This is a genomic window from Janthinobacterium sp. GW460-12-1-14-LB5 (genome assembly GCF_059423585.1).
This window is the reverse complement of the sequence record NZ_JBWKYD010000006.1, coordinates 23,542-44,084: the sequence shown is the minus strand read 5'-3', so window position 1 is coordinate 44,084 and position 20,543 is coordinate 23,542. Positions and strand designations below refer to the sequence as shown.

The 20,543-nt window shown below is 62.7% G+C and carries 17 protein-coding genes; 14 read left to right on the top strand and 3 right to left on the bottom strand.

Annotated features, from left to right (window positions below):
• Window positions 1-2: 2 nt before the first annotated feature.
• The 10 genes from mraY (at window position 3) to AC07X6_RS07415 (ending at window position 11,602) form a co-directional block, all read left to right on the top strand.
• Window positions 3-1,178, top strand: coding sequence for a phospho-N-acetylmuramoyl-pentapeptide-transferase (gene mraY, locus AC07X6_RS07460; RefSeq protein ID WP_034748886.1), 1,176 nt, complete (start codon window positions 3-5; stop codon window positions 1,176-1,178).
• A complete protein-coding gene (gene murD / locus AC07X6_RS07455) occupies window positions 1,178-2,734 on the top strand; it encodes a UDP-N-acetylmuramoyl-L-alanine--D-glutamate ligase (protein WP_494790542.1) in 1,557 nt (518 codons plus the stop codon). The genes mraY and murD overlap by 1 nt, the downstream gene beginning before the upstream one ends.
• On the top strand, window positions 2,734-3,945 hold the full coding sequence (gene ftsW / locus AC07X6_RS07450; RefSeq protein WP_230541480.1) for a putative lipid II flippase FtsW: 1,212 nt from the start codon (window positions 2,734-2,736) through the stop codon (window positions 3,943-3,945). Before murD ends, ftsW begins: the two co-directional genes overlap by 1 nt.
• Window positions 3,942-5,036, top strand: coding sequence for an undecaprenyldiphospho-muramoylpentapeptide beta-N-acetylglucosaminyltransferase (gene murG / locus AC07X6_RS07445; protein ID WP_494790541.1), 1,095 nt, complete (start codon window positions 3,942-3,944; stop codon window positions 5,034-5,036). Before ftsW ends, murG begins: the two co-directional genes overlap by 4 nt.
• A 10-nt stretch (window positions 5,037-5,046) precedes the next feature.
• Window positions 5,047-6,450 carry a UDP-N-acetylmuramate--L-alanine ligase gene (murC, locus tag AC07X6_RS07440; protein ID WP_494790540.1) on the top strand — a complete coding sequence of 468 codons (1,404 nt, stop codon included), beginning with the start codon at window positions 5,047-5,049 and terminating at the stop codon, window positions 6,448-6,450.
• A gap of 1 nt (window position 6,451) precedes the next feature.
• On the top strand, window positions 6,452-7,420 hold the full coding sequence (locus tag AC07X6_RS07435; RefSeq protein WP_474294831.1) for a D-alanine--D-alanine ligase: 969 nt from the start codon (window positions 6,452-6,454) through the stop codon (window positions 7,418-7,420).
• Between the two features lies 1 nt (window position 7,421).
• Window positions 7,422-8,234 (top strand): cell division protein FtsQ/DivIB, encoded by an 813-nt coding sequence (locus AC07X6_RS07430; protein WP_230541476.1) that lies wholly within the window; start codon window positions 7,422-7,424, stop codon window positions 8,232-8,234.
• A 42-nt stretch (window positions 8,235-8,276) separates the two neighbouring features.
• Window positions 8,277-9,509: a cell division protein FtsA gene (ftsA, locus tag AC07X6_RS07425; protein ID WP_010394955.1), complete on the top strand. Its 1,233-nt coding sequence runs from the start codon at window positions 8,277-8,279 to the stop codon at window positions 9,507-9,509.
• Between the two features lie 154 nt (window positions 9,510-9,663).
• Window positions 9,664-10,872 (top strand): cell division protein FtsZ, encoded by a 1,209-nt coding sequence (gene ftsZ / locus AC07X6_RS07420; RefSeq protein WP_034748865.1) that lies wholly within the window; start codon window positions 9,664-9,666, stop codon window positions 10,870-10,872.
• Between the two features lie 223 nt (window positions 10,873-11,095).
• Window positions 11,096-11,602: a peroxiredoxin gene (locus AC07X6_RS07415; RefSeq protein WP_230541475.1), complete on the top strand. Its 507-nt coding sequence runs from the start codon at window positions 11,096-11,098 to the stop codon at window positions 11,600-11,602.
• A 40-nt stretch (window positions 11,603-11,642) separates the two neighbouring features.
• Here AC07X6_RS07415 and AC07X6_RS07410 read toward each other — a convergent pair whose 3' ends face one another.
• Window positions 11,643-12,410, bottom strand: coding sequence for a class I SAM-dependent methyltransferase (locus AC07X6_RS07410; protein ID WP_494790539.1), 768 nt, complete (start codon window positions 12,408-12,410; stop codon window positions 11,643-11,645).
• Window positions 12,411-12,514: 104 nt separating this feature from the next.
• Between AC07X6_RS07410 and AC07X6_RS07405 the strand changes: the two genes are divergently transcribed.
• The 3 genes from AC07X6_RS07405 (at window position 12,515) to lpxC (ending at window position 15,302) form a co-directional block, all read left to right on the top strand.
• The gene (locus AC07X6_RS07405; RefSeq protein WP_494790538.1) at window positions 12,515-13,288 is read left to right on the top strand and encodes a helix-turn-helix transcriptional regulator; all 774 of its coding nucleotides are present in this window, start codon (window positions 12,515-12,517) and stop codon (window positions 13,286-13,288) included.
• A 160-nt stretch (window positions 13,289-13,448) separates the two neighbouring features.
• The gene (locus tag AC07X6_RS07400) at window positions 13,449-14,291 is read left to right on the top strand and encodes a DMT family transporter (RefSeq protein ID WP_494790660.1); all 843 of its coding nucleotides are present in this window, start codon (window positions 13,449-13,451) and stop codon (window positions 14,289-14,291) included.
• 75 nt (window positions 14,292-14,366) lie between these two features.
• Window positions 14,367-15,302, top strand: a complete 936-nt coding sequence (gene lpxC / locus AC07X6_RS07395; protein WP_494790537.1) for a UDP-3-O-acyl-N-acetylglucosamine deacetylase — start codon at window positions 14,367-14,369, stop codon at window positions 15,300-15,302.
• Window positions 15,303-15,442: 140 nt separating this feature from the next.
• Here the strand turns inward: lpxC and AC07X6_RS07390 are convergent, their stop codons facing one another.
• Complete coding sequence (locus AC07X6_RS07390; protein WP_034748833.1) at window positions 15,443-15,952, bottom strand: DciA family protein; 510 nt, start codon at window positions 15,950-15,952, stop codon at window positions 15,443-15,445.
• Window positions 15,953-16,231: 279 nt separating this feature from the next.
• Here AC07X6_RS07390 and secA point away from each other — a divergent pair, with 279 nt between their 5' ends.
• Window positions 16,232-19,000: a preprotein translocase subunit SecA gene (secA, locus tag AC07X6_RS07385; RefSeq protein ID WP_494790536.1), complete on the top strand. Its 2,769-nt coding sequence runs from the start codon at window positions 16,232-16,234 to the stop codon at window positions 18,998-19,000.
• A 73-nt stretch (window positions 19,001-19,073) separates the two neighbouring features.
• Here secA and AC07X6_RS07380 read toward each other — a convergent pair whose 3' ends face one another.
• Window positions 19,074-20,438 (bottom strand): alpha/beta hydrolase, encoded by a 1,365-nt coding sequence (locus AC07X6_RS07380; protein WP_494790535.1) that lies wholly within the window; start codon window positions 20,436-20,438, stop codon window positions 19,074-19,076.
• Window positions 20,439-20,543: the final 105 nt, after the last annotated feature.

Genomic DNA, 20,543 nt, shown 5'->3' with positions numbered 1-20,543 from the left:
TCATGCTGCTCTGGCTCGCTCATTATTTCCAGGACGACATTGGCCCATTGCGGGTCTTTAACTTCATCACTTTCCGCGCCGTCTTCGCCACCCTGACGGCGATTTTGATCGGCCTGTGCGCCGGCCCCGCCGTGATCCGCATGCTCACGCGCATGAAGGTCGGCCAGGCCGTGCGCACGGACGGCCCGCAAACGCATCTGAAAAAGCACGGCACGCCCACCATGGGCGGTGTGCTGATCCTCATTGCCATCGGCATTTCCACCTTGCTGTGGGCCGACCTGTCGAACCGCTTCATCTGGCCCGTGCTGATCGTCACCCTGGGCTTTGGCGCCGTCGGTTGGGCCGACGACTACCGCAAGGTGGTGCACCAGGATCCGGAGGGCATGCGCTCGCGTGAAAAATACTTCTGGCAGTCGCTGATCGGCATCGTCGCCGCGTTTTACCTGGCATTTTCCGTCTCCGTGTCGGAACCTGACGCGGGCCACGTGTGGAATCTGATCTACGCCTGGGTGCAGTCGGGCTTCGCCATGGACCTGCCGCCGAAGGCCGATTTGATCGTGCCGTTCTTCAAGACCATCAGCTATCCGCTGGGCGTGTGGGGCTTCATCGCGCTGACCTATTGCGTCATCGTCGGCACCAGCAACGCCGTCAACTTCACGGACGGTCTCGACGGCCTGGCCATCATGCCGACCGTGATGGTGGGCACGGCCCTGGGTCTGTTCGCCTATCTGACGGGCAACGCCACGTATGCGCGCTACCTGTTCATCCCGCACATTCCGGGCGCCGGCGAACTGGTGATCTTCTGCGGCGCGCTGGCCGGTTCCGGCCTGGCCTTCCTCTGGTATAACACCCACCCCGCCAAAGTGTTCATGGGCGACGTGGGCGCGCTGGCGCTGGGCGGCGCACTGGGCACCATCGCCGTCATCGTGCGCCAGGAAATCGTCCTGTTCATCATGGGCGGCATCTTCGTCGTCGAAACGCTGTCCGTGATCATCCAGGTCGTCTGGTTCAAGTACACCAAGAAGCGCTATGGCGCGGGCCGCCGCGTCTTCCTGATGGCGCCGTTGCACCACCATTTTGAACAAAAAGGCTGGAAGGAGACGCAGGTGGTCGTGCGTTTCTGGATCATCACCATGATGCTGGTGCTGCTCGGCCTGACCACTTTGAAGCTGCGCTGATGATGTACCAAGATAAAACCGCACTGGTACTGGGCCTCGGGGAGTCTGGCCTGGCCATGGCCCTGTGGCTGGCCCGCAGCGGCGCTGCCGTGCGCGTGGCCGACACAAGGGAAACTCCGGAGCGCCTGGCCGTCCTGCAGGCCGCCGTGCCGCAGGCGCAGTTCATCGCCGGCGCCTTCACGGCGGAATTGCTTGAGGGCGTCGATTTCGTCGCCGTCAGCCCCGGCCTGGCGCCGGGCCGCGAACTGGCTGGAATCGCCCCGGCGGCGCAGGAAAAGAACATCCCCGTGTGGGGCGAGATCGAACTGTTCGCGCAGGCCCTGGCGGCGCTCAAGGCGGAACGCGGCTATGCGCCGAAAGTCATCGCCATCACGGGCACCAACGGCAAGACGACGGTCACGAGCCTGGTGGGCCTGTTGTGCGAACGCGCGGGCCTGGCCACGCGCGTGGCCGGCAATATCAGCCCGGCCGCGCTGGACGTGCTGCGCGAGGTGCTCGATGCCGAGCCCGCGCCGCAGCCGGTCGATGCGGACGCTGAAGCGGTGGAACCCGTCGCCAGTACCTTGCCGCAGGCATGGATACTCGAGTTGTCCAGCTTCCAGCTGCACACGACGTTCAGCCTGCAGGCCGATGCGGCCACGGTCCTGAATCTGTCGCAGGATCACCTGGACTGGCATGGCGACATGGCGGCCTACGCTGCCGACAAGGCGCGCATCTTCGGCGAGCAGACCGTGCGCATATTGAACCGCGACGATGCGGCTGTCATGCACATGGCCGATCCGCTGACCGAGACGATCACCTTCGGCACGGGCGAACCGGCGGAAGTGGACAGCTTTGGCCTCGTCAATGAACGCGGCATCTTCTGGCTGGCGCAAGCCGTGCCCAGCGAAGAAGTGATCGAGAAAAAACGCAGGAAGAACGATCCGGCGCCGGAACCGGTGCCGACGATGGCCAAGAAACTGATGCCGGCCGACGCGCTGAAAATCCGCGGCCAGCATAACGCCTCGAATGCGCTGGCGGCGCTGGCCCTGTGCCGCGCCATCGGCCTGCCATTCGCGCCGCTGCTGCATGGTTTGCGCGAATACCAGGGCGAGCCGCACCGGGTGGAGCTGATCACGGCCGTGGCTGAAGTTGAATACTACGATGACAGCAAGGGCACCAACGTGGGCGCGACAGTGGCTGCGCTGTCCGGCCTGGGCAAGGCCTTCGGCGGCGCGGAACAGCGCCTGGTGCTGATCGCCGGCGGCGACGGCAAGGGGCAGGATTTCTCGCCGCTGGCCGAACCCGTGTCGCGCTATGTGCGCGCCGTGGTGCTGATCGGCCGCGATGCGCCTGCGCTGCGCGCGGCGCTGGAGCCGGCCGGCGTGGACATCGTTGACTGCGCCACCTTGCCCGAAGCCGTCAAGCGCGCCAGCAGCCTGGCGCTGGCCGGCGATGCCGTGCTGCTGTCGCCCGCGTGCGCGAGCCTGGACATGTTCAAGAACTATGCGCACCGCGCGCAGGTGTTTGTCGACGCCGTGCGCGACATCGCCCTGGAAAACGGACAGGATATCTGATGGCCTTCCAACTGCCCTTCAGCTTTGGTTCCGGCTCGGCTGCCAAGCCGCTGGATGGCCGCGCGCGGCAGTCGAAGATGATGGACTATGACAAGCCGCTGGTGTGGGTTGTCCTGCTGCTCATGTTGCTGGGCATGGTGATGGTGTACTCGGCGTCGATCTCGCTGTCGGATGCGCGCAAGTTCGCCGCTTATACGAACAATTATTTTGTCGTGCGCCAGGCGCTGTTCATCGGCGTGTCGGTGATCGCCGGCGCGCTGGTGTTCCGCATCCCCGTCGCCACCTGGCAAAAGATGGCGCCGTGGCTGTTCATCGGCACCCTGGTGCTGCTGGTGATGGTACTGATACCGGGCCTGGGCGTGTCCGTCAACGGCGGCCGCCGCTGGCTGAACCTGCCGGGCCTGCGGCCGCAGCCGTCCGAACTGATGAAGGTGGTGATGGTGCTGTACGCGGCCGACTACACGGTGCGCAAGCAGGAATACATGCACAAGCTGACCAAGGGCTTCATGCCGATGGCGCTGGCCGTCAGTTTCGTCGGCCTGCTGCTGCTGATGGAACCCGACCTGGGCGCCTTCGGCGTGATCGTCTGCATCGCCATGGGCATCCTGTTCTTGGGTGGCGTCAACGCCATCTGGTTCGGCGGCATCGGCGCTATGCTGACGGCAATCTTCGTCACCATCATCGCCCTGTCGAAATTCCGCCGCGAGCGGTTTTTTGCGTATCTCGATCCGTGGCAGGAAGACAATGCGCTGAACAAGGCTTACCAGCTGACGCACTCGCTGATCGCTTTCGGGCGCGGCGAACTGTTTGGCGTGGGCCTGGGCGGCAGCGTGGAAAAACTGCATTACCTGCCTGAAGCGCACACGGACTTTTTGCTGGCCGTGATCGGCGAGGAGTTGGGCCTGGTGGGCGTGCTGGTCGTGATCGGCATGTTTTACTGGATTATCAAGCGCGCCTTCGACATCGGCCGCCAGGCGATCGCCATCGACCAGACCTTTGCCGGCCTGACGGCGAAGGGCATCGCCATCTGGATCGGCGTGCAGACCTTCATCAACATGGGCGTGAACCTGGGCCTGCTGCCGACCAAGGGCCTGACCTTGCCCTTGATGAGTTATGGCGGCACGGGCGTACTGATTAACTGTATCGGCCTGGCGATCCTGCTGCGCATCGATTACGAAAACCGGATCCTGATGCGGGGAGGCCGGCTATGAACAACGTGACGAACTTGAAAACGACGAAAAGACTGATGATTATGGCGGCCGGCACCGGCGGCCATATCTTCCCGGGCCTGGCGATTGCGCAGACGATGCGCGCGCGCGGCTGGGAAGTGAGCTGGCTGGGCACGACGCATGGCATGGAGCAGGAACTGGTGCCGAAAAGCGGCATTCCCATGGATGCCATTGCATTCTCCGGCATGCGCGGCAAGGGCCTGGCGCACACCATCCAGGGCGGCTTCAGGATGCTGGCCAGCTTCTTTGCCATCCGCCGTTTCATTGCCAGCCGCAAGCCGGATGTAGTGATGGGCATGGGCGGCTACGTCACCGTGCCGGGCGGTCTGATGGCGCGCCTGAAGGGCGTGCCGCTGGTGCTGGTCAATGCCGACGCGGCGCTGCTGTTGTCGAACAAGACCCTGGTGCCGCTGGCGCAGCAAGTGTGTTTCGGCTTTCCCGCCGATTTCGGCAGCGCGGCCGGCAAGGCCGTCGTCACGGGCAATCCCGTGCGCGCCGAGATCCTCGCGATGGCGCCGCCAGCGCCGCGTTTCGCGGGCCGCAGCGGACCGCTGCGCATCCTGGTGGTGGGCGGCAGCCTGGGCGCGAAAGCGCTGAACGATAATTTGCCGGCGGCGCTGGTGCTGATGCCGCCGGGCGAACGCCCGCTGGTGACGCACCAGTCGGGCAAGAAGAATATCGACGCCCTGCATGCCGCGTATGCGCAGGCGGGCGTGCAAGCCAATGTGGTCGACTTCATCGACGACATGGCCCGGGCGTATACGGAAGCCGACCTGGTGATTTGCCGCGCGGGCGCGATCACCCTGTCGGAATTGACGGCGGCCGGCGTGGCCAGCGTGCTCGTGCCGCTGGTGGCGTCGACCACCAGCCACCAGCGCGACAACGCGCAATGGATGGCGAAGCAAGGCGCGGCGATTCATCTGCCGCAGACGGAAATGAGTGCGGTGTCGCTGAGCACTCTGCTGGCGTCCTTGACGCGCGATACTTGCCAGCAGATGGCGCAGGCGGCACTGGCAGCAGGCAAGCGCGACGCCAATGAGGCGATCGCACACGTATTGGAAAAATTGGCATGAGGTTAGCTCTGTGAAGCATAAAGTAAACAATATCCACTTTGTCGGCATTGGCGGCAGCGGCATGAGCGGCATCGCCGAAGTGCTGGTCAACCTTGGCTACAAGGTGTCGGGCTCCGACCTGGGCAGCAATGCGGCGACGCAGCGCCTGGCGAGCCTGGGCGCGACCGTCATGCTCGGCCACGCGGCCGAGAACATCGGCGACGCCGATGCGGTAGTGACGTCGGGCGCCGTCCCGCAAGACAATCCGGAAGTGGCGGCAGCGCGCGCGCGCAAGATTCCGCTGGTGCCGCGCGCCGTGATGCTGGGCGAGTTGATGCGCCTGAAGCGCGGCATCGCCATCGCCGGCACGCACGGCAAAACCACCACCACCAGCCTGGTCGCTTCCGTGCTGGCGCAGGGCGGTCTCGACCCGACTTTCGTCATTGGTGGCCGCTTGACCAGCGCCGGCGCGAACGCCAAGCTGGGCTCGGGCGACTACCTGGTGGCCGAAGCCGATGAATCGGACGCCTCGTTCCTGAACCTCACGCCGATGATCGAAGTGATCACGAATATCGACGCCGATCACATGGATACCTACGAGCACGATTTCGAAAAGCTCAAGCAGGCCTTCGTGCAGTTCACGCACCGCTTGCCGTTCTATGGCCGCGCCATGCTGTGCATCGACGATCCGCACGTGCGCGCCATCATCCCGTCCGTCACCAAGCCCGTCACCACCTACGGTTTCGCGGAAGACGCGCAAGTGCGCGCCATCAACGCGCGCGCCGTGGGCCTGGAAATGCATTTCACCGTGCTGCAGGAAGGTTATCCGAACCTCGACGTGGTGCTGAACCAGCCCGGCATGCACAACGTGCAGAATGCCTGCTCGGCGATCGCCATCGCGCGCGAAATCGGCATCGCCGACAGCGCCACGCAGCAGGGCCTGGCCGAGTTTTCCGGCGTGGGCCGCCGCTTCACGCGCTATGGCGACGTGGCGCTGCCGAATGGCGGCAGCTTCGCGCTGGTCGACGATTTCGGCCACCATCCGGTGGAAACGGAAGTCACTCTGGCCGCCGCGCGCGCCGCCTATCCGGGCCGCCGCCTGGTGCTGGCGTTCCAGCCGCACCGCTACAGCCGCACGCGCGACCTGTTCGAGGATTTCGTCAAGGTATTGGGTGCGCCCGACGTCTTGCTCTTGTCCGAAGTGTATGCGGCGGGCGAGGCGCCTATTGTCGCCGCCGACGGCCGCGCACTGGCGCATGCGCTGCGCGCGCGCGGCAAGATCGAACCGATTTTCGTCGAGTCCATGACGGACATGGCCGACACCATCATGAGCGTGGCGCGCGACGGTGACGTCGTGCTGACCATGGGAGCCGGCTCCATCAGCGGCATCCCGAATCAACTGACAACGTATCAATCCAACACTGTAAAGGCCTGATGTGAACCAAGCTTCAGCTATCGACGTAAAACAATTGGGCAAGGTCGGCGTCCTGTTCGGCGGCCGTTCGGCCGAGCGCGAAGTGTCGCTGATGTCCGGCGCGGGCGTGCTGGCCGCTTTGAAAAGCCATGGCGTGGATGCGCATGGCTTCGACACGGGCGAACGCAGCCTGGCCGAACTGGCCGCTGAGAAGTTTGACCGCGTCTTCATCGCGCTGCACGGCCGCTTCGGCGAAGACGGCAGCCTGCAGGGCGCGCTGGAACAGCTGGGCATCCCGTACACGGGCAGCGGCGTGATGGCCTGTTCGGTGGGCATGGACAAGGTTTACACCAAGATGATCTGGCTGATGCACGAGCTGCCGACGCCGAAGTACGCGGTGCTGGACGACAGCTCCGACCTGGCTAAGGTCGCCGCGGAATTGGGCTTGCCGCTGATCGTCAAGCCGCCGCATGAAGGCTCGAGCATCGGCATCACGACGGTCAACGAAGCGTCCGCCTTCCAGGCCGCCTATGACATCGCCGCCGGCCTCGATGATTCGGTGCTGGCCGAGGAATTCATCAAGGGCCGCGAGTTCACCGTGGCGATCCTGGGCAAGGGTGCCATGGCGCGCGCGTTGCCGCCGATCGAAATCGTCGCGCCGCAAGGCAATTACGATTACCAGAACAAGTATTTTACCGACGACACGCAGTATTTCTGCCCGCCGCAGCTGGACCCGGCCATCATCGCAGAGATGGAACGCATCGCCCTGGCGGCGTACCGCGCCCTCGGCTGCGAAGGCTGGGGACGGGTCGATGTGCTGATGCGCGCGGCCGACAGCAAGCTGTTTTTGCTGGAGGTGAATACCTCGCCCGGCATGACGGGGCACTCGCTCGTGCCGATGGCGGCGCGCGCGGAAGGCACCAGCTATGAAGACCTGTGCCTGGAAATCGTCTCCGGCGCAAGCCTGAAAATGCACAAGGGACAGCGCTGATATGTGGCATGACGCTAAAAGCCTCAATACGACTGCCAACGGCCTGCTGGCCGCGGTTCTGGTCGTGTGCGTGGCCGCCGGCGTCTGGTGGGTGTCGCAGCGTCCCATGTTCGACCTGCGCACGATCAAGGTGGAAAGCGCGGACGACAAAGGCCTGCGCCACGTGAATTACCTGACCCTGCGCAGCGGCACACTGGGCCGCATCAAGGGCAATTTTTTCACGACCAACCTGGAAAGCGTGCGCGGCGTGTTCGAATCGGTGCCCTGGGTACGCCGCGCCAGCGTGCGGCGCGAGTGGCCGAACCAGCTGATCGTGGCGCTGGAAGAACACGAAGCGCTGGGCACCTGGGGCGAGGATGGACGCCTGCTGTCGGTCAAGGGCGACGTGTTTACGGCCAATGTGGCCGAGGCCGAGGATGACCATGAACTACCCGCGTTTTCGGGACCGGATGGCAGCGAAAAGGAAGTGCTGGCCACCTACGTGCAGCTGGCAAAGTGGTTTGCGCCGCTGAAGATGGTGCCGGAAACCCTGTCGCTGTCGAGCCGCTATGCGTGGACGGTGAAACTGGATAACGGCATGAGCGTGGCGCTGGGACGCGAGCAGAATCATACGACCCTGAAGGCGCGGGTGGACCGGCTGGTGGGCATCTACCCGCAACTGGCGAGCCGGCTGGAGAATATCGACACGATCGATATGCGCTACCAGAATGGCCTGGCGCTCAGTTCCGCCGGCCTGGTGATACCGGCCGAAGGCAAGGATGGCAAGCCGGTGATGAAGAAGAAAAACAGTAGTCCGATTAAAAAACCGACTTAACCCAATAATCTTAATTTATAGCCCATACAGTAGGCGACAGAAATGACAAAAGACGCGAAAAACCTGATCGTCGGCCTCGACATCGGCACCTCGAAAGTGGTGGCGGTGGTAGCCGAAGTGATGTCCGACGGGCGCCACGAAGTGATCGGGCTGGGCCAGCACGAATCGAAGGGCCTGAAAAAAGGCGTGGTGGTCAATATCGAGGCCACGGTGGAGTCCATCCAGCGGGCGCTGGAAGAGGCCGAGCTGATGGCCGACTGCAAGATCCGCAATGTCTATGCGGGCATTGCGGGCAGCCATATCCGCAGCTTCAATTCCAGCGGCATGGTGGCCATCAAGGACAAGGAAGTGACGGCGACCGACGTGGCGCGCGTCATCGAGACGGCAAAAGCGGTTAACATTCCGACCGATCAGCAATTGCTGCATACGGTGCCGCAAGAGTTCATCGTCGACAGCCAGGAAGATGTGCGCGAGCCTATCGGCATGAGCGGCATCCGCCTGGAGGTAAAGGTGCACATCGTCACCGGCGCCGTGTCGGCGGTGCAGAATATCGTCAAGTGCGTGCGCCGCTGCGGCCTGGAAGTGTCGGACCTGATCCTGCAGCCGATGGCGTCCGCCGATGCGGTGCTCACGCCGGACGAGAAGGAACTGGGCGTGGTGCTGATCGACATCGGCGGCGGCACGACCGATGTGGCGGTATTTTCCGATGGCGCGATCCGCCATACGGCCGTCATTCCCATCGCCGGTGACCAGATCACCAACGACATCGCCATGGCCTTGCGTACCCCGACCGCGGAAGCGGAAGAAATCAAGATCCGCTATGGCGTGGCCAAGCAGGTCCTGGCCGATCCCGGCGAATCGCTGGAAGTGCCTGGCCTGGGCGACCGCGGCCCGCGCAACTTGTCGCGCCAGGCGCTGGCGGCAGTGATCGAACCGCGCGTCGAGGAGCTGTTCGCGATGGTGCACCAGGTGGTGCGCGAATCTGGCTATGAAGGCGTGCTGTCGTCGGGCATCGTGCTCACGGGCGGCACCTCCATCATGCCCGGCATGGTGGAAATGGCGGAAGACATCTTCCTGAAACCGGCGCGTCTGGGCACGCCCGAGTATCGGGGCCAGCTGGCCGACGTGGTGCGCAGTCCGCGCTATGCCACGGTATTGGGCCTGCTGCTGGAAGCGAAGAAGCAATACCTGCGCGGCCACATCGTGACGCGTCAGGACGGTTCGGTGAAGGCGGTCTGGCAGCGCATGAAGGAATGGTTTTTGGGGAATTTTTAAGGGCGTGCTTCAGGCCCGGCAGGTCAGGTTTTTTGGCAGCATCGCAGGTACACACACATAATTTTATTTTATATTTAACCGCAGTTTTCAATCTCCAGTTCTCCTACCAATATGAGGCCTGGCGCTTGGAAACCGCATCTGATAGGAGCACATCATGGAGTTCGATATGGTCGATAACACAGCTTTAGGTACCGTCATCAAGGTCGTCGGCGTCGGCGGTGCGGGTGGCAATGCAGTCCAACACATGATCAACAAAGGCATGTCGGGCGTGGAGTTCATTGCCGCCAACACCGACGCACAGGCCCTGTCGACATCGAAGGCCCACAATATCATCCAGATCGGCGATACCGGTCTGGGTGCCGGCATGAAGCCTGCCGTCGGCCGCCAGCTGGCGGAAGAGTCGCGCACGCGCATCGCCGATTCGCTGCGTGGCGCGCACATGGTCTTCATCGCTGCCGGCATGGGCGGCGGCACGGGCACGGGCGCCGCTCCTATCGTGGCCGAAGTGGCCAAGGAACTGGGCGCGCTGACGGTGGCCGTGGTATCGAAACCGTTCTCGTACGAAGGCCAGAAGTGCATGGACATCGCCGACGAAGGTCTGGAGCAGCTGTCCCTGCACGTCGATTCGCTGATCATCATCCTCAACGAGAAGCTGGAAGAGATCTACGAAGACGAAAGCATGCTGGAATGGATGCAGCACGCCGATGATGTGCTCAACAACGCGGTGGCCGGCATCGCCGAGATCATCAACGTGCCTGGCCATATCAACGTCGACTTCAACGACGTGAAAACCATCATGGGCGAGCAGGGCAAGGCCATGATGGGCACGGCGACGGCTTCCGGTGTCGACCGCGCGCGCATCGCCGCCGAACAGGCTGTCGCTTCGCCGCTGCTGGACGGCATCGACCTGTCGGGCGCGCGCGGCGTGCTGGTCAACGTCACGGCCAGCCGTGGCTTGAAGGGTAAGGAGATCAAGGAAGTCATGGCTGCCGTGCGTGCGTTTGCCGCGCCGGACGCGTCGATCGCGCAAGGTATCGCCTACGACGACGCCATGGGCGACGACATCCGCGTCACCGTGGTGGCCACGGGCCTGGGCCGCGCGAAGAAAAACATCCAGCTGGTACCGCAGCAAGTGTTGCGCACCGGCACCCACAACAGCCCGCTGACCCCGTCGGCTGCCATGGGTAGCGCGCAAGCGGCGACGACGACGGTCGGCGTAGCCACGCCGGCAGCCGGTTTCGACGGCATGAAGGCACCAGCCGTATGGCGCCGCGAATCGGCTTCCGAGCAAGTGCGCGCGATGGAAAAGAATGGCATGGAAACCTACGACATTCCAGCCTTCCTGCGCAAGCAAGCAGATTAAGGTGATCTGATGTCAGTAACGATGACGGCGGCCTGAGGGCCGCCGTTTTTTTTGCCGTTTTTTGACTTTTGACTTTGCCTTTCCGGCCGTTTTCTGCACAAATACGGCAAGTCAGGCATACTATCGCGCAGTGTCGGCATCATGCCGGCAGAACCAGATCATGGGCGCCGCCCGCTCCATGGAGCGGGCGGCGCCCTTAACCGACAGTACACAAGGAGTCAACATGACCATCAAGATCGGCGACACCCTGCCAGAAGGCACCCTGGCCGAATTCATCGAAAGCGAAACCGAAGGTTGCGCACTGGGCCCGAACACGTTCAACGTGCAAGACCTGGTCAAGGGCAAGAAGATCGCCATTTTCGGCCTGCCAGGCGCGTATACCCCGACCTGCTCCGCACAGCACGTGCCAGGCTACGTCCAGCACGCCGCCGACCTGAAAGCGGCGGGCGTCGATGAAATCTGGTGCATCTCCGTCAACGACGCGTTCGTGATGGGCGCCTGGGGCCGCGACCAGAAAGCCACCGGCATCGTACGCATGATGGCTGACGGCAATGCCGCCTACAGCAAGGCCCTGGGCCTGGACGCCGATTTCTCCAAGTTCGGCATGGGCACGCGCTCGCAGCGCTACTCGATGCTGGTCGACAATGGCGTCGTGACGCAATTGAACATCGAGCAGGGCGGCAAGTTTGAAGTGTCGAATGCCGAGACGCTGCTGAGCCAGCTGGCCTAAGCAGATACGCAATAAAAACGGCGCCATCGGCGCCGTTTTTTTATTGCACCGACGGTTTCGTCGCCTCGAACATGGCCGCATCGATGCTGAACGAATAGTCGTCCTGCAGCGCGAAGTAGCGGCGCGCTTCCTCGGGCGCGCCATCGAACAGGTTGCGGATGGCCGCCACTCTTTCGTGCGGCGTGCGCATGCGCGCCACCCACTCGTCGAACTGCATCGTCAGCTTCCACACGCTGCGCAAGCTGTGCGTAAAGCCCGCGTTGTCGAACTTGGCACCCCATTCGCAGGTACGGTAGTCGCGCACGTGAGATGCGTCGCGCAGCATTTCCACCGCCTGCAAGGTGCTGTCGTACAGGGCCGTTTTCGGCGCGACGATATCGACCACTAATAACGTGCCGTTCGGGCGCAGCACGCGCCAGGCTTCCGCCAGGGCAGCGGCCACGTCGTTCCAGTGGTGCGCGGAAAAGCGCGTGACGACCATGTTGAAGCTGGCGTCGGCAAACGGCAGGCGCGCCACGTCGCCCTGTTGCGTGCGGATATTGTGCAAGCCGCGCTGCACCCTGGCGCAGTCGACGACGTCGAGCATGGGCTGCGCCAGGTCGTAGGCGACGACCGATTGCGCCACAGGAGCGACGGCGAAGCTGGCGTGGCCGGCGCCGCAGCCCAGGTCCAGTACCACCGGCTTGCCGTGGCGGCGCGCGCATTCCTGCATCAGCACCAGATCGGCCCCTTGCGCGTGCACCGCGCTGCTCAGGTAGGCATTCGCCGTCTTGCCAAACTGTTCGGTAACGACATCGTGCTGCTGCATGGTTTTCTCCTGTTGATGGGTGAGTTCCTGCAGAATAAGGATAAAATTATCCTGTAACAAGACCATAACTTATACTGGTATATCTACTACCATGCAGGCATCTCATGTCGAATAAGCTCGCTGAATTCATCCGCGCGCGGCGCGAAGCCGTTACCCCCGCCATGGCTGGCTTGCCCGGTGGCGGACGCCGGCGCACGCCGGGTTTGCGGCGCGAGGAACTGGCGCAGCTGTGCGATGTCAGTCCCACGTGGCTGACGTGGCTGGAGCAGGGGCGGCCCGTGTCGGCGTCGGCCAAGATGCTGGCGCGTCTGGCGCAAGTACTGCAACTGAGCACGGCCGAGCGCGCCTATCTGTTCGAGGTGGCCGACAAGCATGACCCCAGCCATGGCACAGGCGAGGGCGGTGGGCCTGCCAGCGCCGAGCTGGCCGCCATCGTCGCCGCCATCGACGCGCCCGCATACATCCTCGACCGCGAATGGAATGCCGTGGCGTGGAATGGTGCCGCGTCCAGCTTGTTCACGGGCTGGCTGCATGCCGGGCAGGCCACGCCGAACCAGCTGCGCTTCATGTTCCTGGAACCTGGCGCGCGCGAGCTGATCGTCGGCTGGCCCGAGCGGGCGCAGCGGCTGGTGGCGGAGTTTCGCGCCGATATCGGCCGCCAGGCGGATCAGGCGCCGCTGGCTGGCCTGATCGCCGAACTGGCCGAGGCCAGCCCTGATTTTCGCCAGTGGTGGGGCGCGCAGCAGGTGCAGGGCCGCGATGGGGGATTGCGCCGCTTCCAGCATGCGCAGCAGGGCGCGCTCGGCTTCAACCAGGTCACCCTGCACCTGGCGCGCCAGCATGAATTGAAACTGGTGATGCTGTTGCCTGTGTCATAAGGAAAAACAGCCGCGCTTGCTATAATCGGGCGGACAGCATGGCTCTGCCTTTCCAGGCCATGCTGTCCTGGCTCCGGCCGTCGCCATGATGACGGTCCCGTTTTTTCGCCAGGAGTCTGTCCTGTTACCCCGCAATCCCAACCTGCGCAGCATCTATGTGATGCTGGTCGCCGTCGCCATGTTTTCCCTGATGGACACGGCCATGAAGCTGCTGTCTGCCCACTATCCTCCCATGCAGGTGACGGCTTTGCGCGCCCTGTCGTCCTTGCCGCTCGTCTGCCTGTACCTGCTGTACCGCGGCGCGTTTAACAATGTGATGAAGGTGCGCTGGCCGCTGCATTTGCTGCGCGGCGCGCTGGGCGTGCTGATGATTACCCTGTTCGCCTACGGCTTGAAGCGCATGTCGCTGGCCGAGACGTATGCGCTGTTCTTCGTTGCGCCCTTGCTGATCACGGTGCTGTCGGTTTTTATCCTGAAGGAAAAAGTTGACTTTGCGCGCTGGTGCGCCATCGCCGTGGGCCTGCTGGGCGTGCTGGTGGCGCTGCGTCCCGACGGATCGGGCTTCTTTTCGCTGGCTGGCCTGGCCGTGCTGGGTTCGGCCGCCTGTTACGCCATTTCCGCCGTCACGGGGCGCATCCTGAGTCGCACGGATGCCAGCGAAAGCATGGTCTTCTGGCTGATGGTGATGATGGCCGGCGGCGGCGTGGCCCTGTCGGCGCATGAATGGGTGGGCATCCGCCACGAAGACTGGTGGCTGCTGGCGGGCTTGTCGCTGAGCGGCTTCCTGGGCCAGCTGGCCATTACCGAGGCGTTTCGTCATGGCAAGGCGTCCAGCGTAGCGCCGTTCGAGTACTCGGCCCTGGCCTGGGGCATGGCCCTGGACTGGGTGCTGTGGCGCGCCTTGCCCGATGAATACACCCTGGTCGGCGCGGCCATCATCATCGGCAGCGGCATTTACCTGGTGCGGCGCGAAGCCGTGCATGCGGAAAGCGAGCATCCATGATGGCGCGGTGTGGTTTTTCTGACGCGCAGACTGCCGCGTCACAACGAAAATCCGGCAACTGGATATAATCGACAGATGTTAAAACAACGCACCATCAAACAACAGGTCCGCACCATCGGTGTCGGTTTGCATTCTGGCACCAAGGTGGAGCTGATTCTGCGTCCTGCCGCGATCGACACGGGTATCGTGTTTCGCCGCATCGATCTCGATCCCATCGTGGAATTTCCCGCCAGCGCCATGGCGGTGGGCGATACGCGCATGGCTTCCGTGCTGATCAAGGATGGCGCCAGGGTTTCGACTGTGGAACATCTGATGTCGGCCGCGGCCGGCTTGGGTGTTGATAATATGTACATCGACGTGAATGCGGAAGAAATTCCCATCATGGACGGTTCCGCCTCGTCCTTCGTCTACCTGCTGCAGCAAGCCGGCGTGGAAGAGCAGGAAGCGCCGAAGAAATTCATCAAGGTCATCAAGCCGGTGGAAGTGCGTCACGGCAAGGGCGACGCGGAGAAATGGGCGAGATTGTCGCCATACGACGGTTTCAAGCTCGATTTCTTCATCGAATTCAATCACCCGGCCGTCGATGGCACGATGCAGCGCGCTTCCGTCGATTTCGGCGACGTCTCGTACGTGCACGACGTGGCGCGCGCGCGCACCTTCGGTTTCATGCAGGACGTGGAAAGCTTGCGCGGCATGGGCCTGGCGCGTGGCGGTTCGCTGGAAAACGCCATCGTCATGGACGAATACCGCATCCTGAATGCCGATGGCTTGCGCTACGAGGACGAGTTCGTGCGTCATAAAATCCTCGACGCCATCGGCGACCTGTACCTGGTGGGCCATCCCTTGCTGGCCTACTACACGGCGCATAAATCGGGCCACGCACTGAACAACCAGCTGCTGCTGGCGCTGCTGGAGCAGCCGGAAGCGTATGAAATCGTCTCGTTCGCCACCAACGAGGCGGCGCCGCAGTCGTATTTACGGCAAATGGAGCGCGAGTGGTCGCTTACCTGAGGGACGCCTCATTAAACCTACTGCGCGTGCCGATTTCCGGCCTGCGATGCTCACCGTACCTTCGTACGGTTGCGCTTCTTGACCAGAACTAGGCCCGCTCGCTACGGTTTTCTGAGGTGTCAAGACGCCGCATGGTGTTCTTAGTCTTTTGGTTCGCGGTGGTGGCGCACCATGTTGCGCAGCGCCGCGATCAACTGTTCGTTCTGCTTCGACGCCGGCAGGGCCGTGCTCAGTTCTTCCAGGGCCGACATGGCTTTTTCCGGCAAGACCAGCGCCCGCGTATGCACGATGGGCGCGATGCTCTTGATGACTTGCACTTTCAGCTTGATGCCTGAAATCTGCCAGCCCTTTCTTTCCAGCTCCCCTTGCAGTTTCGGCAATTGCTGTTTGAGCTTGGCCGCCAGCGCCGCGTTCGGCGTGGCCAGCACCAGTTGGCCGCCCTCGAATTGCAGGATGTCGCAATGCTCGAACATCGCCGGCAAGGCCTTGGCGCAATCTTTTTGCAGGGCGGCCAGGCGCGTGACGGTGGGCATCAGGGAGGCCATCGTCGCGTTGCCGCGCAGAAAATCGGTTGCGCCCGTCACGGCCGGGCCTGAACGGGCAAAGCCGTAGCCGCGGCGCGGCGCCGGAGAGTAAGTGGGAGTTCGCATGGCCGAAACATAGCACACTCGCCCGCGCATGACGAGTGCGGCGGCGAGTGCGGCGCAGGCGGGCCGACCGTATTGCCTTACAGCATGGAAAATGTCCGCAATTTCTGCCATTTGTTTGTCATTAAGCTATTGTTATATGGTGCATTACCCCAACCTTGGCGGGAACGCATGATAAAATCATCGTCTTTTGCCATAGTCGAACTCCGTGCGGTCACGCGATTGTTATCTCGCTGTCAGCTACCGAGCTTTTTTTAACGGCGTTTTTTCAAGAATTCAAGCATGTCATTACTGACCCAGATTTTCGGTAGCCGCAACCAGCGGCTGCTCAAGCAATACCAAAAAACGGTACGCGAGATCAATGCGCTCGAGCCGGCCATCGAAAAGCTGTCGGATGCCGAGCTGCAAGCGAAAACGCCTGCCTTCAAGGAACGCATCGCCGCCGGCGAATCGCTCGATGCCTTGTTGCCGGAAGCGTTTGCCGTTTGCCGCGAGGCCAGCAAGCGCGTCCTGCGCATGCGCCATTTCGATGTGCAGATGATCGGCGGCATGGTTTTGCATTTCGGCAAGATCGCGGAGATGGGCACGGGCGAAGGCAAGACCCTGATGGCAACCTTGCCAGCCTACCTGAACGCCTTGTCGGGCAAGGGCGTGCATATCGTCACCGTCAATGATTACCTGGCGCAGCGCGATGCCGAGACCATGGGTCGCCTGTATGCGTGGCTGGGCCTGTCGACGGGCGTGAACATGTCGCAGATGGAGCACAGCGCCAAGCAGCAGGCGTACAACTCCGACATCACATATGGCACGAACAATGAATTCGGTTTCGACTTCTTGCGCGACAACATGGTCTACGAAGCGCGCGAGCGCGTGCAGCGCAGCCTGAACTTCGGCATCGTCGATGAAGTCGACTCGATCCTGATCGATGAAGCGCGTACGCCGCTGATCATTTCGGGCCAGGCCGAGAACCATACGGACCTGTATCACAAGATCAATGCAGTGCCTGCGCGCCTGACCCTGCAGATCGGCGAAGAAACGCCGGACGGCAAGGGCAAGGTCGAAGTGCCGGGCGACTACACCAAGGATGAAAAAGCGCACCAGGTGCTGCTGACGGAAGCGGGCCACGAAAAGGCCGAAGGCATCCTGATGGAAATGGGCCTGCTGCCGGAAGGCGCGTCGTTATACGATTCGGCCAACATCACCCTCGTGCACCACCTGTATGCGGCCCTGCGCGCGCATGCGCTGTACTTCAAGGATCAGCACTATGTGGTGCAGAACAATGAAGTGGTGATTGTCGATGAATTCACGGGCCGTCTGATGACGGGCCGCCGCTGGTCCGATGGCTTGCACCAGGCCGTCGAAGCGAAAGAAGGCGTCAAGATCCAGAACGAGAACCAGACCCTGGCCTCGATCACCTTCCAGAACTACTTCCGCATGTACGCCAAGCTGGCCGGCATGACCGGTACGGCCGATACCGAAGCGTACGAATTCCAGGAAATCTACGGCCTGGAAACGGTCGTGATTCCGCAAAACCGTCCGCTGCAGCGCAAGGACCGCCAGGATCAGGTCTACAAGTCGTCGGCGGAAAAATACAACGCGATGTTGAACGACATTCGCGACTGCTACGAGCGCGGCCAGCCCGTACTGGTCGGCACGACCTCGATCGAGAACTCGGAACTGCTGTCGGGCATCCTGACCAAGGCCGGTTTGCCGCATAACGTGCTGAACGCGAAGCAGCATGCGCGCGAAGCGGAAATCATCGCCCAGGCAGGCCGTCCGAAAGCCATCACCATCGCCACCAACATGGCCGGTCGCGGTACGGACATCGTGCTGGGCGGCAACGTCGAAAACCAGATCAAGTTCATCGAAGCCAATCCTGAACTGAGCGATGCCGACAAGGCCGCCCAGTCGCAGACCTTGCGCGATGAATGGCAGTCGCTGCACGACCACGTGGTCAATGCGGGCGGCTTGCACATCATCGGCACCGAACGCCACGAATCGCGCCGCGTCGACAATCAGCTGCGTGGCCGTGCCGGCCGCCAGGGCGATCCAGGTTCGTCGCGCTTCTACCTGTCGCTCGACGACGCGCTGCTGCGCATCTTCGCCGGCGACCGCGTGCGCGCCGTGATGGACCGCCTGAAAATGCCGGAAGGCGAACCGATCGAGGCAGGCATCGTCTCGCGTTCGATCGAATCGGCCCAGCGCAAGGTGGAAGCGCGCAACTTCGATATCCGCAAGCAATTGCTGGAATACGATGACGTCGCCAACGACCAGCGCAAGGTCATCTACCAGCAGCGCAATGAGCTTCTGGAAACGACCGACATCTCGGACATGATCGCTTCCTTGCGCCACGGCGTCTTCACCGACCTGGTGCACGAGTACGTGCCGCACGAATCGGTGGAAGAGCAGTGGGATATCAAGGGCCTGGAAAATACCCTGGCCAGCGAATGGCAACTCGATTTGCCGCTGCATGAAATGCTGGAAGCCGATTCGACCTTGACGGACGAAGAGATCCTGGAAAAAGTGCTGGCCGCGGCCGATGCCGTGTACCAGTCGAAGATCGACATCGTCGGCAAGGAATCGTTCAACGGCTTCGAGCGCAATGTCATGTTGCAAAGCGTGGACAGCCACTGGCGCGAACACCTGGCGGCGCTCGACCACCTGCGCCAGGGTATTCACCTGCGCGGTTATGCGCAGAAGAACCCGAAACAGGAATACAAGCGCGAAGCGTTTGAACTGTTTGGCCAGATGCTCGACATGATCAAGAACGACGTCACGAAACACGTGATGACGGTACGCATCCAGTCGCGCGAAGAAGTCGATGCGGCCGAACAGGCGATGCAGCAGTCGCACGTGGAAAACGTGCACTACCAGCACGCCGAATTCGACCCGAACGCGGCGCCGGAAGAGCTGCTGGCGCCTGTCGCCGGCACTAATATGGACAACGTCGACGACATGAGCGTGAGCATGGGCGTCAAAGTGGGCCGCAACGACCCATGCCCTTGCGGCAGCGGCAAGAAGTACAAGGCTTGCCACGGCAAGCTGGCGTAAAGCCTGTTTGACCGCCTGAACAAGAACGGAGACTGCGGTCTCCGTTTTTTTTCGGCTGTACGTGGCCGGCGGCTCAGGGAAAGGCCCAGTATTGCGGCGCCTGCGAGGGAATGCCTTTCAAGCCGCCGCGGTTTTTTGCCCGCTGGCCCGTCTTGATCATGGTGGCGATGTCGGTCAGCAGGACGCGGTTGCTGGCGAAGTAATCGTGGCCCATGAAATTCATGATGACGGCCGAGGCATCGACGATTTCCATGCCGGGGATGCTGACGACGGGACCGCGGATGTCGCCTATCCTGTCCCAGTCGGCAAAATTGTAGGAAGCCCGCATGGCCTTGTCGTTCGCGGACGCGTACAGGGTGGCGGGAAGCTTGAGGCTGGCAAAACGGGGAGCGATCTGCTCGCGGAAGATATCGGCATTGATGTCCGGCGCCGCCAGCACCACCTGCTTGAACAGGGGCCGCAGCTCGGGGCGCTTTTCCAGCAGGTTGGCCATGGCCACGGTCATCGGGCGGTTGCCCATGCTGTGGGCGATGATGTAGATATCCGTGGCGAAAGAGTGCTCCGCGAAGTCGGCCAGGAAGGCTTGCAGGTGTGCCTGCGTCCATTCGGCGGCATTTTCATCGAACTCATAGCCGGCCAAGGTGCCTTTCGACGGCCAGCTGTAGAACACGGGCAGGGCGCCGATATCGAGGTCGACCGCCATCTGCGCCGTGCGCCGGGCGGCGTCGTCAAATGAGTTGCTGTAGCCATGGATGTAGATGAGGGCGGCGTGCCGTTCCGGGGCGGCCTGTATCCTGGCCTTGACGGTGGCGAGAAAATCCGTGCGCGACAGGCGCGTGCTTCCCTTGATCAGCACATATTTTTGCGCATTGTCGCCGGACAGGATGGCGTACCAGGGCGGCAACGGCAGCTCGCCTGGCGCTCTTTTCTCCGGGATGCTCACGACGACGCTGCCGTAACTCAGGTAGGGCGCCACACGGTTGGGCTGCCAGCCATAATTGTGGCTGCCGGGCTGGTATTGCCGGTCGGTGGCGTAATACACGGTGACGTGCACGGCGCCGGGCGGCGGCGCATCGTTGCCGTACCTCGGCGTGCCGCCGCTGCCCGTGCTGCCGACCAGATTGCCGAGGTTGCCGAGCAGGCCGCCCGTGCCCGACCATGCGCTGCTCCACGGACTGGTGGGTGCTGGCCGCGGTACCTTGGGAGGCGGCGGAACTGCAGCCGCTGGGTGCGCTTCAGAGGCCTGTCCGATCGAGTCGTCGCCTATGTGCTGCGTCGCGCCATCTGGCACCGTACAAGCCGTCAACCACGCCAGCAGACAAAACAGGCATAACAGGTGCAACAGGCATGACAGACCCGCATCGCTGCGCTGCATCCGGTTTGACTGGCCCTGCACCATGACACCCTCCCTGGACGGCGCGATTGCAAGACTCGTCATCGTCCATTCCCATACCTTAGCCCCGCCAGGCAGGCAGTGTTTTGATAAATCGCAAGCCTGGCCACGCTGGCGGCCCCTCTTGCCGCAGCCGGGGCCGTCGCGACT